At 74.0% G+C, this 18,391-nt stretch carries 16 protein-coding genes; 6 read left to right on the top strand and 10 right to left on the bottom strand.

Features of this window, described 5'->3' with window-relative positions; translation table 11 throughout:
* Positions 1 to 91 precede the first annotated feature (91 nt).
* Entirely contained in the window at positions 92 to 2,161 is a 2,070-nt protein-coding gene (locus ACWEJX_RS28170; protein WP_451610224.1) for a flotillin family protein, read from the bottom strand.
* A gap of 42 nt (positions 2,162 to 2,203) precedes the next feature.
* Positions 2,204 to 2,824 carry a hypothetical protein gene (locus ACWEJX_RS28165; RefSeq protein ID WP_451610223.1) on the bottom strand — a complete coding sequence of 207 codons (621 nt, stop codon included), beginning with the start codon at positions 2,822 to 2,824 and terminating at the stop codon, positions 2,204 to 2,206.
* 288 nt (positions 2,825 to 3,112) lie between these two features.
* Here ACWEJX_RS28165 and ACWEJX_RS28160 point away from each other — a divergent pair, with 288 nt between their 5' ends.
* Positions 3,113 to 4,156 (top strand): PucR family transcriptional regulator, encoded by a 1,044-nt coding sequence (locus ACWEJX_RS28160; RefSeq protein ID WP_451610226.1) that lies wholly within the window; start codon positions 3,113 to 3,115, stop codon positions 4,154 to 4,156.
* A 170-nt stretch (positions 4,157 to 4,326) separates the two neighbouring features.
* On the opposite strand, the gene ACWEJX_RS28155 is transcribed toward ACWEJX_RS28160, so the two are convergent.
* The 4 genes from ACWEJX_RS28155 to ACWEJX_RS28140 form a co-directional block, all read right to left on the bottom strand.
* Positions 4,327 to 4,962, bottom strand: a complete 636-nt coding sequence (locus ACWEJX_RS28155; protein ID WP_451610222.1) for a response regulator — start codon at positions 4,960 to 4,962, stop codon at positions 4,327 to 4,329.
* Positions 4,959 to 6,143: a sensor histidine kinase gene (locus ACWEJX_RS28150; RefSeq protein ID WP_451610221.1), complete on the bottom strand. Its 1,185-nt coding sequence runs from the start codon at positions 6,141 to 6,143 to the stop codon at positions 4,959 to 4,961. Before ACWEJX_RS28150 ends, ACWEJX_RS28155 begins: the two co-directional genes overlap by 4 nt.
* A 176-nt stretch (positions 6,144 to 6,319) precedes the next feature.
* Positions 6,320 to 6,838 carry a hypothetical protein gene (locus ACWEJX_RS28145; protein ID WP_451610220.1) on the bottom strand — a complete coding sequence of 173 codons (519 nt, stop codon included), beginning with the start codon at positions 6,836 to 6,838 and terminating at the stop codon, positions 6,320 to 6,322.
* Positions 6,839 to 6,939: 101 nt separating this feature from the next.
* Positions 6,940 to 7,515, bottom strand: coding sequence for a TetR/AcrR family transcriptional regulator (locus tag ACWEJX_RS28140; RefSeq protein WP_451610219.1), 576 nt, complete (start codon positions 7,513 to 7,515; stop codon positions 6,940 to 6,942).
* 129 nt (positions 7,516 to 7,644) lie between these two features.
* Here ACWEJX_RS28140 and ACWEJX_RS28135 point away from each other — a divergent pair, with 129 nt between their 5' ends.
* Positions 7,645 to 8,490 (top strand): SDR family NAD(P)-dependent oxidoreductase, encoded by an 846-nt coding sequence (locus tag ACWEJX_RS28135; RefSeq protein WP_451610218.1) that lies wholly within the window; start codon positions 7,645 to 7,647, stop codon positions 8,488 to 8,490.
* 146 nt (positions 8,491 to 8,636) lie between these two features.
* Here the strand turns inward: ACWEJX_RS28135 and ACWEJX_RS28130 are convergent, their stop codons facing one another.
* Complete coding sequence (locus ACWEJX_RS28130) at positions 8,637 to 10,682, bottom strand: SpoIIE family protein phosphatase (RefSeq protein ID WP_451610217.1); 2,046 nt, start codon at positions 10,680 to 10,682, stop codon at positions 8,637 to 8,639.
* 242 nt (positions 10,683 to 10,924) lie between these two features.
* Here ACWEJX_RS28130 and ACWEJX_RS28125 point away from each other — a divergent pair, with 242 nt between their 5' ends.
* Complete coding sequence (locus tag ACWEJX_RS28125; protein ID WP_451610216.1) at positions 10,925 to 11,293, top strand: DUF3040 domain-containing protein; 369 nt, start codon at positions 10,925 to 10,927, stop codon at positions 11,291 to 11,293.
* A gap of 15 nt (positions 11,294 to 11,308) precedes the next feature.
* On the opposite strand, the gene ACWEJX_RS28120 is transcribed toward ACWEJX_RS28125, so the two are convergent.
* Entirely contained in the window at positions 11,309 to 12,238 is a 930-nt protein-coding gene (locus ACWEJX_RS28120; RefSeq protein ID WP_451610215.1) for a universal stress protein, read from the bottom strand.
* Positions 12,239 to 12,457: 219 nt separating this feature from the next.
* Between ACWEJX_RS28120 and ACWEJX_RS28115 the strand changes: the two genes are divergently transcribed.
* The 3 genes from ACWEJX_RS28115 to ACWEJX_RS28105 all read left to right on the top strand — a co-directional run bounded on the left by ACWEJX_RS28115 (position 12,458) and on the right by ACWEJX_RS28105 (position 15,080).
* A complete protein-coding gene (locus ACWEJX_RS28115) occupies positions 12,458 to 13,102 on the top strand; it encodes a CBS domain-containing protein (protein ID WP_451610214.1) in 645 nt (214 codons plus the stop codon).
* A gap of 102 nt (positions 13,103 to 13,204) precedes the next feature.
* A complete protein-coding gene (locus tag ACWEJX_RS28110) occupies positions 13,205 to 13,906 on the top strand; it encodes a response regulator (protein WP_451610213.1) in 702 nt (233 codons plus the stop codon).
* A 178-nt stretch (positions 13,907 to 14,084) separates the two neighbouring features.
* On the top strand, positions 14,085 to 15,080 hold the full coding sequence (locus ACWEJX_RS28105) for an Acg family FMN-binding oxidoreductase (protein ID WP_451610212.1): 996 nt from the start codon (positions 14,085 to 14,087) through the stop codon (positions 15,078 to 15,080).
* Between the two features lie 81 nt (positions 15,081 to 15,161).
* On the opposite strand, the gene ACWEJX_RS28100 is transcribed toward ACWEJX_RS28105, so the two are convergent.
* Positions 15,162 to 17,555, bottom strand: coding sequence for a glycoside hydrolase family 65 protein (locus tag ACWEJX_RS28100; RefSeq protein WP_451610211.1), 2,394 nt, complete (start codon positions 17,553 to 17,555; stop codon positions 15,162 to 15,164).
* Positions 17,552 to 18,340, bottom strand: coding sequence for an HAD family hydrolase (locus tag ACWEJX_RS28095; protein ID WP_451610210.1), 789 nt, complete (start codon positions 18,338 to 18,340; stop codon positions 17,552 to 17,554). The genes ACWEJX_RS28100 and ACWEJX_RS28095 overlap by 4 nt, the downstream gene beginning before the upstream one ends.
* Between the last annotated feature and the right edge of the window lie 51 nt (positions 18,341 to 18,391).

Below are 18,391 nucleotides of genomic sequence, written 5' to 3'. Positions count from 1 at the left end.
ACGGGGCTGTCCTGGGACAGGTCGATGATCGAGGTGCGGGCGGTGGAGGCCGGCGGCTCGGCGACCCCTGACCGCTTCCCCCCTGGGACGGTCAGTTCTTGGCGGCGCCGTTGAGCGCGCCGGCGGCGGTGCCCTGGTCGCCCGCGGTCGTGGCCGCCGCTGTGGTGGCCGCCCCGTCCAGGACGCCGGACTTCATGACCTTCGCGAGCAGCGCGGACACGCTGAGGTTCTGCACGTCGGCCGTGGAGAGGGAGCCGAGCACCCGCGTCAGGTCCTCGGTGAAGGAGCCGTCGCCGTTCAGCCAGGGCCCGGCCAGGGTCCGGGCGGTCTGCGAGTGGTCCATGAAACCGTCGACGGACCTGCCGAGCGAGACGGACTGCACGAGCCGGTCGAGGAAGACGGACTCGCCGCCGACGATGTTGATGTCGGCGTGCTCCAGGCCGGTGGCGAGCACGGTCGCCTGTGCCTCCGCGACCTGACGCTGCGCGTCGAGACCGGCGAGCCGGATCTCCTTCTCCGCCGCCAGGCGGAGCCGGTACTCCTCGTGGCCGCGGGACGCCTCGTCGAGAGCGGCCATCGCGGCGGCCTTCTCGGTGAGGCCGGCCGCCTCGGCCAGGAGCTTCTCGCTGATGCCCATCGCCTCGGACAGCGCCATCTCGCGCGCGCCCTCCGCCTCTGCCAGGGCCTTGGCGCGCGCCCCTTCGGCTTCGGCGCGCAGGCGGGCCTCGGTCGCGGCCGCCTCGGCGCGGCCGGCCTTCTCGATCGCGTCCGCTTCCTTCTCACGCACCTGGATGCCGGCGAGCCCCTGGGCGGCGGCCTCGGCCTGGACGCCCTCGGCGAGCCGGATCTTGGCGCGGGCGTCGAGGTCGGCGGCCTTGTTGCGGGCCTCGGCGAGGGTGAGTTCCTCGGCGGCCCGGTGGACGGCGGCCTGTTCGGCGGCCTCCGCCGCCTTGATGTCCTTGACCAGCTTCTCCTGGGCCTCGGCCTCGGCCGCGATGACGACCGCCTGCCGGGTGCGTTCGGCCTCCTCGACCGCACGGAGCCGCTTGATGGACTCCTCCTGCTCGGCGACCGTGCGGTCCACGGCGACCCGCTCGCGGATCACCTCGGCGATCTCCCGGCGCTCGGCCTCGACCTCCTTCTCGGCGGCGATCCGGGTGAGCTCGGTCTCCCGGTCGCGGGCGATGACCTCGAGGAGCCGGTCCTTCTCGACGCGCTCGTTCTCGACGGCGACGACCCGCTCGCGGTTCTTCTGCGCGACGGCGATCTCACGGGCCTGGTTCTCGCGCTGGACGCCGAGCTGCTCCTCGGTCCTGAGGAAGGCGCTCTGCGCCCGCAGCCGCTCCTCCTCCACCACGCGGGCGGTCTCGGCCTCCTCCCTGGCCCGTACGGTCCCGATCTCGCGCCGCTGCTTGATCTCGGCGTCCGCCTGGCGCCGTTCCAGCTCCAGGATCGCCTCGCGGGCGTCGACGTTCTGCCGGGTGATCTCCTTCTCCTCGGTCCGCTGGAACTCGTTGGTGCGCACGTGCTCCACCGTGGTGAGCTCGGTGATCTTCCGGATGCCCTGGGCGTCGAGGATGTTGGCGGCGTCGAGCTGGGACAGCGGGGTCTGCTCCAGGTGGTCGATCGCGGCGTCCTCCAGGTGGTAGCCGTTGAGGTCGGTGCCGATGACCTGGATGATGCGGTCCCTGAACTCCTCGCGCTGGGTGTAGAGGTCGGTGAAGTCCAGCTGCTTGCCGACCGTCTTGAGCGCCTCGGAGAACTTGGCGTTGAAGAACTCCTGCAGCGCCGACTCGTCGCTGGCCCGGGCGGTGCCAATGGCCTGGGCGACCTTGATGACGTCCTCGACGGTCTTGTTGACCCGTACGAAGAACTCGATGCGGATGTCGGCGCGGATGTTGTCGCGGCAGATCAGACCGTCCCGGCCGGTCCGGGAGATCGTGATGGTCTTCACCGAGATGTCCAGGACCTCGGCCTTGTGCAGCACGGGCAGGACGACCTGTCCGGTGAAGGTCACGTCGACCTTGCGCATCTTGGAGACGATCAGTGCCTTGCCCTGCTCCACCTTGCGGAAGAGCCGGCTGACAACGAGGAGCAGGGTGATGACGACGAGCAGGACAACGGCGACGAACACGCCGATGCCCACGGTGATGGCATCCATGGCAGAACCCCGGGTGGGTCGAAGAGGTGTGGGCGTACCCGCTCAGGCGGAGGTACGGGGGATACGGGGGTCGAGCGCCGTGTCGTACGGCGCGACCCAGAAGAACTCGCCGCTCTCGTCGTACTCGTACAGCAGACCGGTGCTGCCGAGGACGAGCGGGTCGTGGCCGAGCTGGCGGACCTGGACGACGGCCGTGGAGCCGTCCGGGGCGGTGACCTCCGCCTGACCGAAGTCCGCGTCCACCCGCCCCGTGCGGATGACGCAGGTCAGACCGACGAAGTCGTGCCGGGAGGGCCCTGGTTCGTCGGGGAGGAGCCGCGCCAGCGGCCGTACGAGCAGCCGGGTCACCCGCCAGGCGCCGAGGAGGGCGAGGAGCAGCAGGGTCACGGAGAGCACGGAGGCGAGGAGGCCGGGCGGGTCGGCGCGGTTCAGGAACACGGAGCCGGAGAGGCTCAGGATCCATCCGACGGCGACGAACAGCGACGCCGCCACCGACACGGGCACTCCGCCGAGGTGCAGCACGTCGGCGTCCACGTCGGCGTCGAAACCGTCGTGCTCGGCCGCGCCGCACAGCACCAGCGACCAGAAGCCCACGACCACCACCAGAGCCGCGCTGAACAGCATCGCGGGAAACCCGACGGCGGCGTCCAGGAACTCCCCCACGACCCCGCCCCCCCTGAGACGTCACGATTTCCGTACTCCGGCACCGGCCTCACGCCCTGCCCTCCGACGGGCTCATCCTGACCCCGCGGTGATCCCGTTCGCATTGCCGTCGCCCGGCAGTCTTTGACGCCTCCTTGATGCCGGTGGCGTCCCCCCTCCCAACGGCATGCCACTCTTGGTCCTCGCGCGTCAGGAACTCGTCAAACTCGTCAGAGGCGCGTCAGTATCCAAGGAGGAAGCGTGTCGGAAAGGGCGTCGGCCGAGGACTATCTGGAGGGGTATGCCGACATGCTGGCCGGCGTCTCCGCGACCGGGCGGCGGCTGACCCGTGACGAGCTGGAGGCACTGCGGTCGCGCGGCGAGCGGGCCGCCGAGGCCGGCATCGGACTGCGGTCCCTGGTCCGCGCCCATCTCGCGGCCGCCCGGACCTCGCACCACGGTCTGCCGGAGGCGGCTCACCGGCATCTCCTGGCCGTCGTGGAGCAGGCCGTCGACGCCTTCGCCGAGGGACACGAACGCGCGCAGCGCCTGGCGGTACGGCAGGAGGAGGCGGCGCGGCGCGAGTTCGTCGACGACCTGTTGTACGGGCGCAGTGACCTCGGGAGGCTCGCCGAGCGCGCCGAACGGTTCGGACTGCTGTTGTCGCACACCCACGCGGTCGCCGTCGCCGAAGGGCCCGAACCCTACGGGGACGGCTATCCCGTCTCGCGCTCCGTCGAGTCGTCTCTCGTCGCGCGCTTCGGTGCCCGTCGCATCCTGCTCACCACCAAGGACGGGCGGCTGATCTGCGTCGCGCCCGGCGACGAACCCGAAGTGCTCGCGTACTTCGCGAAACTGGCGTACGCGGCCACCGACGGCGGCCACATCGCCATCGGCCGCCCGCACCCCGGCGCGGGAGGCGTCGTCCACTCGTACGAGGAGGCTCTCAACGCCCTCGATCTCGCGGCCCGCATGGACCTGGACGAGCCGGTCCTGTACGCCGCGGACCTCCTCGTCTACCCGGTCCTCACCCGCGACCGGCAGGCCATGGAGGACCTCGTGGTCAGCGTCCTCGGCCCGCTCCGGCAGGCCCGCGGCGGCGCCCGGCCGCTGATCGACACCCTCACGGCGTACTTCGACACCAACTGCGTCGCCGCCGAGGCCGCCCGGCGCCTGTCCCTGAGCGTCCGCGCCATGACGTACCGACTGGACCGCATACACAAGCTGACGGGCGCGGACCCCGGTGAGCCCGGCCAGCGCTACACCCTCCAGACCGCCGTCATCGGGGCCCGGCTCCTGGGCTGGCCCGACAAGGAGCCCGACGGGACGGACCGCCGGCGCGCGAGCCGGTGAGCGGTCGGTGCGGCGGCAGCGGCGGCAGCGGCGGCCCTGTTTTTCAGGGGCTCGGGGCTCAGGGCTCGGGGTTCGGGGGTCAGGGCTCGGGGCTCGGGGCTCAGGGCTCGGGACTCAGGGCTCCGGGCTCCGGGCTCCGGGCTCCGGGCTCCGGGCTCCGGGCTCCGGGCTCAGGCGAGTCCGCGGCGGTGCGCGTAGGCGATGGCCTGGCCGCGGTCACGGCTGCCGGTCTTGGCGAAGACACGGTTCACATGGGTCTTGACGGTGGCTTCGCTGACGAACAGGGACCGGGCGATCTCGCGGTTGGACAGGCCCTGGGCCATGCGCGCGAGGACCTCCGCCTCGCGGGCGGTCAGTCCGTCGGGCAGTTCCGCCGGGCCGGGGGCGGGCTGCTGCCGGGCGAGGGCGACGAGGCGGGCGTGGACCGCGGGGTCGAGCAGCGCCTGGCCGCGGCCGGCGGCCCGCAGGGCGCGGTCGATGTCCTCGCGGCCGGCGTCCTTGGTCAGGTAGCCGAGCGCGCCGGCGGCCAGGGCGGCCTGGATCGACTCGTCGTCGCTGTAGGTGGTCAGCACCACGACGTGCGTCCCGGGGTGGTCGGCGGTGATGCGGCGGGTGGCCTCGATGCCGTCCATGCGGGGCATGCGCAGATCCATCAGCACCACGTCCGGGGAGTGTTCGGCGACCGCGGCCAGGGCCTGCTCGCCGTCGCCCGCGACGGCGACGACCTCGATGTCGGGGAGGCGTTCGCAGATGGTGACGAGGCCGTCGCGGATGATCGTCTGATCGTCGACGATGAGCACCTTCACTCCGGGACCTCCACCCGCACCCGCCAGCCGCCCTCGTGCGGGCCTGCGGTCAGTGTGCCGCCGAGGAGCTCCACGCGCTCGCGCATTCCGGTCAGTCCGTAGCCGCCGCCGGTGGCGGCGAGCTCGCCGACCGGTGCGGCGCGGGGTCCGTGCGGGGAGGGCGTCGGGGCCGTGTTCGTGACCGTCAGGCGGGTGGACGCCTCGTGGAAGCCGAGGACGACGGTGACATGGGCTCCCGGCGCGTGCTTGCGCGTGTTGGTCAGGGCTTCCTGCGCCGCCCGCACCAGCGCGATGGCCACGGCGGCCGGAAGCGGCCGCTCGGTGCCGGTGACGCGGAAGGCGGCTCCTTCGCCGGCGGCGAGGGAGGCGAGCCGCTCGGCCGGGGCGACCGGCTCGTCGCGCAGCGCCCGCACGGCCCGGCGGGTCTCCTCCAGGCCCTCGACGGCCAGGCGGCGGGAGCGGCCGATCGCCGCCCGTACGTCGTCCGTGCCCGCGCCGTCCTCGACGAGGGAGTCGAGGGCGGTCATCTGCACCGAGAGCGCCGAGAGCGTGTGCGCCAGTACGTCGTGCACCTCCCGGGCGATGCGGTTGCGCTCGGCGAGCAGTTCCGCACGCTCGTGCTCGACGGCACCGCGTTCCCTGGCCACCGCGAGTTCGGCCTGCGCCCAGAGGCTTTCCTGGCGCTGGCGGCGTACGACGCCGAGCAGCAGGCCGCACACTCCGGCCGCCACAACGGCCAGGAGGGCCCTGAAGCCCTCACCGTCGACGGCGAGCGCAGGCGTCGCGGTCACGACCCCCAGGGCCGCGACCGCCGCCGCCGGCCGCAGCGCCAGCTGCCCGGCCGCACACAGCGCCGCCACCCCCACGACCACCGGGGAGAACGAGGACAGGGGTGCCATCGCCCCGCCGACGCAGGCCAGCACCGCCGCCGAGGTCACCGCGAGGGCCGGGCGGCCGGAGCGGCTGCCCACCCACCAGCCGATCCAGGCGAGCGCCATGACCCCGATGAGCACCCATGCGGCCGTGCCCCGGGGGCCGGTCCCCGGCCGGGTGGCCTGCACCGCTCCGTAGACGAGCCCGGTCAGGGCGAGCAGCCCGACGGCCGGGCCCGTGAGGAGCCCGGCCGGGGTCGGAGGGCGGGAAGCCTCGGCCGGGCCCGGGCGGAGATCGTGGGTACGCACCGGTCCAGGATGCCGCGTCCGGCCGACGCCGAGCCCGCGCGACCACGGCGCGCGCCGCGGGGCGTGCGGCGGGGCGTGCGGCGGGGCGTGCGGCGTGGTGGGCCTCAGAGCTTGCCGCGGGGTGTGCGGCGGCCCGTGCCTCGGGGTGTGCGGCGGGGCGTGCCTCGGGGTGTCGCTCACCAGTCGCCCGTCCTGCCGGGGTTCCGGGCGAGCAGCGCGTCCCGGCCCCGCCAGGCCACGATGCCGCTCCGGGCGAGGACCTCGGCGAGGGCCATCAGCAGGATCGCCGGGGCCCACGCCGTCGGGTCCAGGTGGTGGGTGGCCGAGAAGCGTCCGATCGCCTGGTCGCCGCCGTTCGTGGCGAACACCTGGAACGCCATGCGGAAGCCGCATCCCACCACCCACAGCACGGCTGCCATGGCCGTGGCCCGGGCGAAGACCCGGCCGGCGTCGTCGCGGTAGACCCGGGTCAGCAGTCCGGCACCCGCGCCCAGCGCGAGGCCGATCAGCGTCGTCCCCACGATCAGCACGAGGTCGTTGCCCGAGGTCGGGATCGCGTGCAGGTACGTCGTCGCCGCCCAGGCGACGAGCCCCACGGGCAGCAGCAGCGCCTGCAGCGTCAGCCGCCGACCGCGCAGTTGCAGCAGCACCACGCCGACGAGGGCGATGTCGATCAACCAGTCCTTCGTACTCATACCGCCATGCTCGGCCGCGACCCCGCTCCCCCACGTCAACCCTGGGGTCTGCCCCGGGTGGACACCCCTCTCCACCCGTGGTCGGTACGGCTCCGGTCGGGCTACCGGTCGGTGCCGTGGCGGAGCCCGTCGAGGAGCAGGTCGAGGAGGCGGCCGGCGCGCTCGCGCTGGTCGGGAGCGCTGGTGACGAGTGCGACGCCGGCGAGGCTGAGGCCGACGTCGAAGGCGTCGACGTCCGCGCGCAGGAGTCCTGCTTCGGCGCCGGCGCCCAGCAGGGTGCCGATCGCGGTGCCGAGCCGGTCGAGGGTTTCGGAGAAGGGGTCGGCGCCGGAGGCGACCGCGGCGCGCAGGGCGTCCGCCATGCCGTGCTTGGCGGCCAGGTAGTCGATGAACCGGTCCATCCACAGGCGCAGCGCCCGGTCGGGCGGGTATGCGGCGAGCAGCTCGGCGGCGCCGTCGCAGACCCGGGCCAGCTCGTTGCGGTAGGCCGCCTCGACCAGTGCCTCGCGTGTCGGGAAGTGGCGGTACAGCGTGGCCGAGCCGACGCCCGCCGCCTTGGCGATCGTGTCGATCGGGACGTCCGCGCCCCTCTCGGAGAAGGCGCGCACGGCCGCTTCGAGGATGCGCTCCCGGTTGCGGCGGGCATCGGCGCGCAACGGGTTCGGCTGGGCGGTCAAGACTGCTCCCTTCGTCAGGTGATCAGTCTACTTGGACAAACGGGGAACTCTCCGGTTACCGTTCCAAGGAAACGGGGAGTCCCCCGGTTATTGTCGGCGTCAGCCCACTCCTGACGGGAGAACCCCTTCATGACCAGCGAGAAGACCGTCCTGATCACCGGCACGTCCTCCGGCATCGGCCTGGCGGCGGCGATCGGCGCCGCGCGGGCCGGCTGGACGACCGTCGCGACCATGCGCGACACGGGCAGGTCGGAGGCCCTGCGGAAGGCCGCCGTCGAGAACGGGGTCGCCGACCGCATCCAGGTCAAGCGCCTGGACGTGGTCGACCCCGCGAGCGTCGTCGGCTGCCTGGAGGAGGTCGTCGCGGAGCACGGCCGCCTCGACGCACTGGTGAACAACGCGGGCGCCGCCCAGGTCGGCACCGTCGAGATGGTGAGCCTCGACGAGGTCCGCGCGGCCATGGAGGTCAACTTCTTCGGCGTGGTCGCCGCGACCCGTGCCGCCCTCCCCCATCTGCGCGCCGCCCGCGGCCGGGTGATCACCGTCACCAGCGTCGGCGGCGCCGTCGGCCAGCCCTTCAACGAGGCGTACTGCGCGGCCAAGTTCGCCGTCGAGGGCTTCATGCAGTCCCTCGCACCCGTCGCCGCCACCGTCGGGGTCGACGTCACCGTGGTCGAACCGGGTGCGGTCGCCAGTGAGTTCGTCGCCAACCTCGGCCTGGACGTGCCCGCCCTGCTCGCGGCCGCGGGGCCCTACGCCCCGGCGCTCCAGGCGTACATCGCCCGGACCCGGCAGTCCTTCGGCAACGCCCAGACGCCGGCCGAGGCCGCCGCCCCGATCATCGACGCCCTGACCGCCGACCGTCCGCCCTTCCGTGTCCAGACCTCGCAGTGGGCCCGCGACTTCGTCGCCACCACCCTGGCCGACCTCGACGGCTCCGCCGTGCAGGGGCTCACCCGTACCTGGTTCGGCTGAACCACCCCGGGCCGTACCGGCGGCTGCCGCCGGTACGGCCCGTCCGTGCCGGTCTTCGTCGGAACACGGTGAAGACCCTCCGCGGCGGTGAAGACCCCGCGCGGGATCAGCTGACGCCCGGTCACGCGGGTGGCAGGCCCGTGACGTCAGCCCCCGGTGTGGATGCGGGCGACGAGGAGGGCGATGTCGTCGTCCGCCGCGGCCGGGACGAGGTGGGTGAGCAGGCGGTCGCACAGCCCGGCCAGGGACGGGACGGGCTCGGCGAGCAGGTCGGTCAGCTCGGCGAGGCGCGCGTCGATGTCGCTGCTGCGGGACTCCACGAGGCCGTCGGTGTACAGGACGAGGAGGCTGCCGAGGGGCAGGGTGACATCGGTGGTCGTGAAGCGCGTGCCGCCGACGCCCAGCGGCAGGCCCGGCGGTACGTCGAGCAGGCGGACGGTGCCGTCGGGGAAGACCGCCGCCGGGGGCGGGTGGCCGGCCCGGGTGATGCGGCAGTGGCCGTCGGCCGGGTCGACCACGACGCACAGGAACGTCGCGAGCATCGGCTCGGCGAGATCGTCCAGGGCGGCCTCCAGCTGGTACAGCATGTCCTCGGGGGCGAGGTCGAGGCGGGCGAGGGCCCGGACGCTCGCGGAGAGCCGCCCCATCACCGCCGCGGCCGCGGTGCCGTGCCCCATCACGTCGCCGATGACGAGTGCGGCCCTGCCGTCCTCCAGGGCGATGACGTCGTACCAGTCGCCGCCGACCTCGTTCACATCGCTGGCGGGCAGGTACCGGTGGGCCACTTCGATGCCCGTCGGCGGGGTGATGTGCTGCGGCAGCATGCTGCGTTGCAGTACGGCGGCGGTGTCGTGTTCGCGACGGTAGAGGCGCGCGTTGTCGACGCAGACCGCGGCGCGGGCCGCGAGTTCACCGGCGAGGGCGATCTCGTCCTCGGTGAAGGGGCCGACGGGCCGGGTCCGGTAGAAGGTGGCGAGGCCCAGCACCACGCCGCGGGCGAGCAGCGGCGTCATCATGAACGAGTGCACGCCCAGCCGGAGCAGCTCCGCGGGCACGGCGGAGTGGCCGGCCGCGGCGGCGATGGCCTGCTCGTCGAATTCGGGGACGACGAACGGGCGGCGCGCGCCGAGCACGCGGGTGTACGGCGCGTTGGCGGGAAAGGAGAGCGTGCGCCCCAGAGGGGCGAGGACGGCCGTGACGGGTGATCCGGTCAGCGGCGCCTTGGCCAGCCGCCGCAGTGTGGTGCCCCCGACCAGGCCGGCGCCGAGGTCGCCGCCGCCGGCCAGACTCTCCAGGACGTCCACGGCGACGGCGTCCGCGAGGTCGGGTACGGCGACGTCGGCGAGCTCCTGCGCGGTGCGTTCCAGGTCCAGGCTGGTGCCGATCTTGAGCGTGGCCTCGTTGACCAGGGCGAGGTGGCGCCGGCCCGCCTCGGCCTCGAGCTGCGCCTGCTGCTGGGCGGTGATGTCGATCAGGGTGGCGGCCAGCCCGATCGGGCGTCCGTCGGCGTCCTCCAGGCGGACGTACGACCCCGACCACACGTGGTCGTGGTCCGGGTCGGCCGGCGTGCGGCCCGTACGCCGGGAGTCCAGGACGGGTCTGCCCTCGTCCAGGGCCCGGCGCATCGCGCTCTCCATGTCGGCGGCGTTGACATCGGGCAGGATCTCGACGAGGCGGCGCCCGATGTGCGCGGCCTGCGGAAGTCCGTTCATCGCTTCGAGCGCCGGGTTGACGCGGAGGAACCGCAGCTCGGTGTCGAGGACGGCGATGCCGACCGGGGAACGGGAGAACAGCCCGTCCCACACCGCCGACGAGCCCCGGATCCGTCGCGCGGCCTCCGCCTCCGCGGCGAACACCAGCACCGTCGTCCCGCCGCGGTGCCGGGCGGGGACCGGGCACGCCCAGATCTCCAGCTCCAGCGGGCGCCCCTCCTTGTGCCAGGCGGTCACCATGCCCATGATCCCGCGCCCGGTGGCCGCACCCTCCCACAGCGACCGGCCGAGGCCACGGTCGGCGCCGGGATGGAGCAGGTCGGCGATGTGCCGGCCGAGCACCTCGTGCGGGGTGTAACCGAGCAGGTCCTCCGCCGCGTGGTCCCAGCGGACGATCGCCCCGTCCGCGCTGGTGGCCACCACGGCGACCGGCAGGGCACCCAGCCACCCGCCCGCGTCCCGGGCCGCGCTGGTCGTCACTTCATCGAAGGGCACCTGCTGCATCGCCACCGCGATTCCGGTACCTACGCACCCTGGACGGCTGTCGTCCTCCTCAGTATGGGCGGGTGTGCCCCGGTTCGTCGCGTGGATGCCGCGCCCGCCACCGGCTCACCCGCTCTCGCGACCGCGCCCGACTGTCCGCATGCCCCGTGCGCGGGCACACTGAAACTGCGGACATCGTCAGGACCACCGTGTCCTCGTGTCAGGCAGAGGAGGCCGCCATGGGTCACTCCACCGACGACCGGCGTGCCCTTGCGGAGATCGAACGCCGTCTCGTGCGGGACGATCCCGGACTCGACAGGCGGATGACGACGCTGAACGAGCAGTTCCCGCAGGACCTGGGGCCTCCTGGCAGCCACGCCCTCGACTCCGGCCCCGCCCCCGGCCACGACACGGACTCCGGCCCCGATCCCGGCCCCGGCCGCCCGCGGGCCGGCCGCCGGAAGGTCGTGCTGATCGTCCTCGCGGTGATCGCCCTGCTCGGACTGCTCCTCACCGCGTTCCTGGGAGCCGCTTCCACGCCCTCGGACGGTACGGATACCGGTCCGGCGGCTCTCGGAGTCGCCGCATCGGCCGACCCGGTGACGTGACCGCGAGCGCGTCGTTCACGTCTCCCCGTCCCGCGTCACGTCGTCCCGCGTCACGTCGTCCCTGGTCACATCGTCCCTGGTCACGAAGGACGGCGGGACGATCTCCACCGGGCAGTGGGCGTGGTGGATCAGACTGTGGGCGACCCGGCCCAGGGCGGGGCCGACGCCGAGTGCCCGGTGACCGCGGCCCATCACGATGAGATCGGTGTGACCGCTCGCCTCGACGAGGATTCCCGGGGTGCTCGTGCCCGTCTCCACGCGGTGCTCGACGGTGAGCTGCGGGTAGACCTCGCGGACGCGGTCCGCGAGCGCCTCCACCTCGTGCTCGTGCTGCCGTGCGCTGCCGATCCGGGCGAGGACGTTCCAGACGCTCACGAGCCGCAGCGCGGCCTTGCGGGCGTCCGCCTCGGCGGCGGCGAGGAGCAGCCATCCGAGATCGTCGGCGCCGTGCACGGCCGCCGTCACCGAGCCCGTGCCGGCGCTCTCGCCGTCCGGGCGCACGACGATCACGGGCACCTCCGCGTGCCCGGCGACGCCCAGCCCCACGGAGCCGAGCATGAGGGCCGCGAAGCCGCCGAGGCCCCTGCTCCCGACCACGATGGTCCCGCGGTTGCCCCCGGCCGCCTTGAGCCCGGCGACCGGCTCCTGGCGGCTCAGTTCCCGCGTGACTTCGAGGCCCGGGAAGCGTTCCCGGACCGCGTCCGCCGTCTCGATCAGCAGGTCGCGCCCGGCTTCGCGCACGGCCTGGATCGCCTCACCGTCGGCGTAGAAGAGGGCGCGGCGGTCGGTGTCGGCGGCGTGGACGAGGCGCAGCGGGCGGCCACGGCGGTCCGCCTCCGCGGCGGCCCAGAGCACGGCCGTCCGTGCGGCCGGGGAGCCGTCGACCCCCACGACGACGGTGCCGAGCTCCGGCCGGGCGGGGATCTCCGGGATCTCACTGTTCATGGTGCCTCCTCCGGACCGCCGGCCCGGGTCCCGTGAACACGTTCTCGCCTACGGCACCATGGTCCACCTCTCACGCCGGCCGCGCGCCGGACCAGAGGGCCGGACAGCCCTCTGTCCCGGTCCGACCGGCCCTCCCCCCGCCGCCCCGGTCCGCGTCCACACTGGAAGGGGACCACGACGAGGAGTCGACCGAGGAGCCGGCCTCAGGAGGAGGACACGATGCCCGCCACGCCCCGCACCGTCAGTGATGTCATGACCCACACCGCGATCGCCGTCGGCCGCGATGCCGCGTACCGCGAGATCGTCGCGCTCATGGACCAGTGGAAGGTGAGCGCGCTTCCGGTCCTGGAGGGCGAGGGCCGGGTGATCGGGGTGGTGTCGGAGGCGGATCTGCTGCCGAAGGAACAGTTCCGGGCCCAGGATCCGCTCCTTCCGGAGGAGCGCGCCGCCGCCGCCAAGGCCGGCGCGTTGCGGGCCGGTGAGCTCATGTCGACTCCGGCGGTCACCGTGCACCCGGACGCGACGCTCGCCGAGGCCGCCCGCATCATGGCCACCCGCCGGGTGAAGCGGCTGCCCGTGGTGAACGGGCTGGGCATGCTGGAGGGCGTGGTGAGCCGCGGGGACCTGCTGAAGGTGTTCCTCCGTCCCGACCAGGAGATCGAGGAGGAGATCCGGCGGGCGGTGCTCGACGAGTCCGCGTCTGCGCAGCGGCTCGGGGTCACCGTCTCGGAGGGCGTGGCCACGCTCCACGGCGATCTGCGCGATCGCGCTCTGGTGCCGCTGCTCGCCCGGGCCGTGCGGGCCGTGGAGGGCGTGGTGGACGTCCGGCTGGCGCTCGGCGGCGGCGAGGACGGCGCCGCCTGATCCGGCCGCTCCCAGCGCGTGCGGGACGGCGTCTCCTGGGACACCCTGGGTTCATCGGGGGCAGGGACGGGGTTGTCGCCCCGCCGACGACTGGGGTCCCGCATGACCGAAGCACCCGCGCCGCTCACCCGGGTCTTCCTCGTGGACGACCACGAGGTGGTACGCCGGGGTCTGCGCGACCTGATCGACGACGAGCCCGACATGGCGGTGGTCGGGGAGGCCGCCTCGGCGGACCAGGCCCTGGCCCGCGGGCCGGCGCTGCGGCCGGACGTCGCCGTGCTCGACGTGCGCCTGCCGGACGGCGACGGCATCTCCGTGTGCCGGGAGCTGCGGTCCCGCATGCCGGATCTCGCCTGTCTCATGCTGACGTCGTTCGACGACGAGGACGCGCTGCTCGACGCGATCATGGCGGGGGCCGCGGGCTATGTGCTCAAGCAGATCAAGGGGTCCGACCTGGTCGCGGCGGTACGCACGGTGGCCACCGGGGCGTCGATGCTGGACCCGGCCACCACCGCCCGGCTGATGCGCTCGCTGCGCGACCCGCAGGCCGGGAAGCCGCCCGAGGACGAGCGGCTCGCGGCGCTGTCGGAGCGCGAGCGCGCGGTGCTCGACCTGATCGGCGAGGGGCTGACCAACCTGCAGATCGCCAAACGCCTCTATCTGTCCGAGAAGACGGTCAAGAACCACATCTCCCGGCTCCTCGGCAAGCTGGGCGTCGAACGCCGGGTGCAGGCCGCCGTGATCGCCGCCCAGGCCCACGAGCACGAGCAGGCGCACGAGCAGGCGCAGGGTCAGCATCGCTGACGCGGCCCTGACGGACTCGGCCCTCGCTGCCACGACGCTCAGCCGCACGCACCATCCGCGCCCTCCGCATGGGCACCGTCCGGCCCCGGCCGGGGACCGTTCGGCCCTGGTCCCGCGGTGGCCCGCGTACGGAGGCTGAGGGCATGAGGGGATGCTCCCCCGGACAGGACGGACCGTCATGGCACTCCACCACCCCGACGCGGCGCTCGTCACCTCGCTCGTCGACGACGCGGTGACCGCCCCTTCGATGCACAACGCTCAGCCGTGGCGCTTCCTCCACCGGGTCGGCGGCGACACGGTCGAGGTGTACGGCGACCCCGCCCGCACGCTTCCCCGCTCCGACCCGCGCGACCGCGCCCTCCACATGGGGTGCGCAGCCGCCGTCTTCAACCTGCGGGTGGCGGCGGCCTGGCGGGGCTGGGCCGCGTCCGTGCGGTTCCTGCCGGATCCCGGCAATCCGTGGTTCCTCGCGGAGGTGACGCTCCGCGAGCCCCGCGACCCCGGCGCGGACGACGACCTCGCGCTGCTTCAGCCGGTGCTGCGGCGGCGCCACACCAGCCGCTTCCCCTACTCCGACGAACGCGTCCCGCAGGAGGTCGTCGACGGGCTGCGGTCGGCCGCGGTGCTCGAAGGGTGCCGGCTGGTCACGCCGGGCCCCTGGCACACCGACACCGTGCTCGACCTCGTCCACGACGCCGAGCTCTTCGAGGCCATGGACACGACGGTGCGCGCCGAGCTCGCCACCTGGGTCCACAAGGGAGCGGACGAGCCCGGCGCGGCGGTCGAGGGCATCCCGCCGTACGCCATCGGGCCGCGGCAGTACGGGATGAGCGCCCCTGTCCGGGACTTCGACACCTCACGGAGCGTCCCGGACCGGGAGGCGGCGCGGTTCGAGGAACGGCCGCAGATCGTCCTGCTCGGCACCCGGGACGACCGGCCGGCGGACTGGCTGCGGGCGGGTCAGGGGATGCAGCGCGTGCTGCTCCAGGCCACCCTGGACGGGCTCGCCACCTCGATGATCTCCCAGCCGCTGGAGTGGCCCGAGCTGCGGGCGGTGGCGCGCGATCCGCTGTCCGCGCTGGGCTACGTACACATGATCATCCGCATCGGTTACGGCCCGGCCGGGCGGGCCACGCCCCGCAGGCCGGCGACGGACGTGCTGGACTTCGTCTGACGGCCGCGGTCCGGCGGGCATCGGGGCGGGCTGCCGTCGGCCCGGTGCCCGAAGGACCGTCGGTGGGCGGCGGACACCGGCTCACCGGCGGAACCACCGCTCCTCACCGGGCAGGACGGTGACGTGCCGCTCGCCCGGCAGGATCAGGGGCAGCGGCCCGGGCCCGGCGGTGGGGGCGGTGACCCCGATCCGCCCGGGCAGCATCCGCAGCCGGATCCCGTGGTGACCGCGGTAGCGGAGCCGGAACGAGAGGCGGGGGATCTCGCTCAGCGCGACGGGGTCGATCCGCAGTCCGTCGGCGTCCGCCCCGACGCCCGTGATCCCCCGCTCCACCAGGTCGAGGGTGCCGGCCATGGCCCCCAGGTGGATGCCCTCCCCGGTCGTGCCGCCCTGTACGTCGGTCACGTCGCCGCGCAGCGCCTCCTCGCAGTACCGCCAGGCGTCCGGGCCCTGTTCACGGGCCCGTACCCAGCCGTGCACGAGGCTGCTCAGGGTGGAGCCGTGGCTGGTGCGGCGCAGGTAGTAGTCGACGGTGGCCCGCCAGATGCCGTCGTCCAGGGGGCGGCCGAGCCGGGTGAAGAGGGCGTGGAGTTCGGCGGGGCGGAAGACCTGGCCCAGCATCAGGGTGTCCGCCTGCTTGGACGCCTGGTAGCGGTTGACGCTGTCGTGCTCGGCCTCCAGGATGCGGTCGAGCCGGCGGATGTCGGAGTAGCGGGCGCGGTAGGCCGCCCAGTCCAGCTCGGCGAGCCGGCCGTATCCCTCGAACTGGCTGATGACGCCCTGGTGGTAGGGGACGTGGATGCGGCGTTCGATGTCCCGCCACCGGTCGAGTTCCGTGGCGTCGATGCCGAGCCGCTCGCGCAGCTCCGCGGCGCGGGTGGCGGGCAGGAGGGTGAGCAGTTCGTTTCCCCGGGCGAGCACCCAGGCGGCAGTCACGTTGGTGTAGGCGTTGTCGTCGATGCCGGGTGCGGCGGCGTCGGGGTAGGCGTCGTGGTACTCGTCCGGTCCCATCACGCCGAGGATCCGGTACCGGTCGCGGTCCGGGTCGAAGGTGGTCGCGCTCGCCCAGAAGCGGGCGATCTCCAGAAGGGTCTCGGCGCCGGGCCCGTACAGGAATCCGGTGTCGCCGGTGGCTGTGGCGTACCGCCAGATGTTGAGGGCGATCGCGGAGCCGACGTGGCGCTGGAGGTGGGAGCGGTCGGGGAGCCAGCGGCCCGAGCGGGGGTTGAGGTGGAGTTCGGGTGTCTCCTCGCGGCCCGAACTCGCGCTCTGCCAGGGGTACATCGCTCCTTTTCTGCCCGCGCGCCGGGCCGCCTCGCGGGCGGCGGGCAGCCGTCGGTGGCGGTAGAGCAGCAGGGCGCGGGCCACCTCGGGGAAGTGCAGCGACAGGTACGGCAGGACGAAGAGTTCGTCCCAGAAGACGTGGCCCCGGTACGCCTCGCCGTGCAGCCCGCGCGCGGGCACGCCGGCGTCCAGTTCCGCGGTGTGCGGGGAGAGCGTCTGCAGCACGTGGAAGAGGTGCAGGCGCAGGACGCGGGCGGTCTCCCCGGGTACGTGGACCTCGGCCTGGTCCCACAGGCGCTGCCAGGCGGCCCGGTGGGACGCGAGCAGTGCGGGGAAGGCGGGAGCGCGGACGGCCTGTTCGCGTGCGGTCGCGACCGGATCGGTCGCGGGCCGGTCCAGCGAGGTGCACAGGGCCACGGTCTTGGTCACCGTCACGGACCGGCCACGGCCGAGCGGCAGCCGGAACGCCTGGACGGTGCTGGTGGAGGTGGTGCGGGCGGTGTCCGCCGCGCCGGACGGCAGGGTCACGGTGCGCGCGGCCAGACCGATGACGGTGCCCGAGGTCCTCGTACGGCAGGTGAGCCAGGCCGTGCCCGAGGCGTCGACGCCCGCCTGGTGCTCCGCCAGATGGTGCCCGTCGAGGTCCCGGTAGCGGGCGACGCCGGCGTTGACGACGGCTCCGTCGAGGCGGGACTCCACCTCGACGTGGCCGCTCCAGCCGTAGGCGCGCAGTACGGTCCGCTGGGCCGCCAGGCACGGGATCGCCATGTGCACGATCCGGGTGTGGGCGACGCCGAGGCCACGTCCCCGGGCGTCCCGGTACAGCGTCTCGCGGGTGAGCACACCGCGTCCGAGGTCGAGGCGGATCCGGTGGTGCCGCACTCCGGGGGCGTCCGGCGTGAGCCATTCCCCGGGCGGTTCGCCGTCCGGCACGCAGCGGTAGCGCAGCCGGGTCCAGTCGGGCAGGTTGACGATGTCCTCGTTCTCGACGGCCCGCCCGGCCACGTGGGAGGTGAGCCGGTCGTAGACGCCGGCGGCGTACGTCCCCGGGTAGTGGACCTCGTCGGCGGCGGTCTCCGGTGCCGAGCCGCGGGTGGCGAAGCGTCCGTTGCCGAGGGTGCACAAGGCTTCGACGAGCCGCTCCCGCTTGGGGTCGTACCGGTCGTACTCCCACCGCCAGGCCGTGGTCACCCCGTACCCCCGGGCAGGGCGGCGGGCAGGCCGGCGAGATCGGGGACGACGAGGTCCGCACCGTGCTCCTGGAGGGCGGCCGTCGTGGTTCCCGCCCGGTCCACGCCGACGACCAGGGCGAAGCCGCCGCGTGCGCCCGCCTCGACGCCGGCGAGCGCGTCCTCCACGACGGCGGTGGCGCCGGGCGGCGTGCCGAGCCGGTCCGCGGCCAGCAGGAAGAGCGCCGGATCCGGCTTCCCGGGCAGGCCGAGCCGGGCGGCGTCGGCGCCGTCGACGATCCCGTCGAGCAGGGTGTGCAGGCCTGCCGCGGTGAGCAGGTCCCGGGCGTGGCGGGAAGCGGAGACCGCGGCCCGCCGGACGCCCCGGGCCCGCAGCTCCGCCAGGACGGCCGCCACCTCCGGGTAGGCGGGGACGCCCGCGTCCCGGACCAGCTCGGTGAAGGCCCGTTCCTTGCGGGCCGCGACGGCCCACACGCTTCCGCAGCCGGGCGGGTCGTCGGGGCTGCCCTGCGGGAGGTCGAGTCCGCGCGCCGCGAGGAAGGCGCGGGCGCCGTCGTCGCGGCGCCGCCCGTCGACCAGGGCGCGGTACTCGCGCTCGGCGTCGAAGGGCGCCTGGGGCCGCCGCGCGGTGCTCCAGGAGGTCAGGCAGCCGTCGAAGGCCCGCTGCCACGCCCGGGCGTGCAGACGGGCGCTGTCGAGGAGGACGCCGTCGGTGTCGAGGACGACCGCGGCCACCGGGTGCGGGCCTCCGCTCCCGGTGGCGCTCGTGCGGTCGCCTGTCGTCATCGTCGCTCCCTCGTCCTCCCTGGTCCTCGGGGCCCTTCGCGGCGGCCGATC

It is taken from the genome of Streptomyces sp. NPDC004788 (assembly GCF_053601115.1).
Note: the sequence above shows the minus strand (reverse complement) of the source record. Positions and strands in the feature narration are given on the sequence as shown.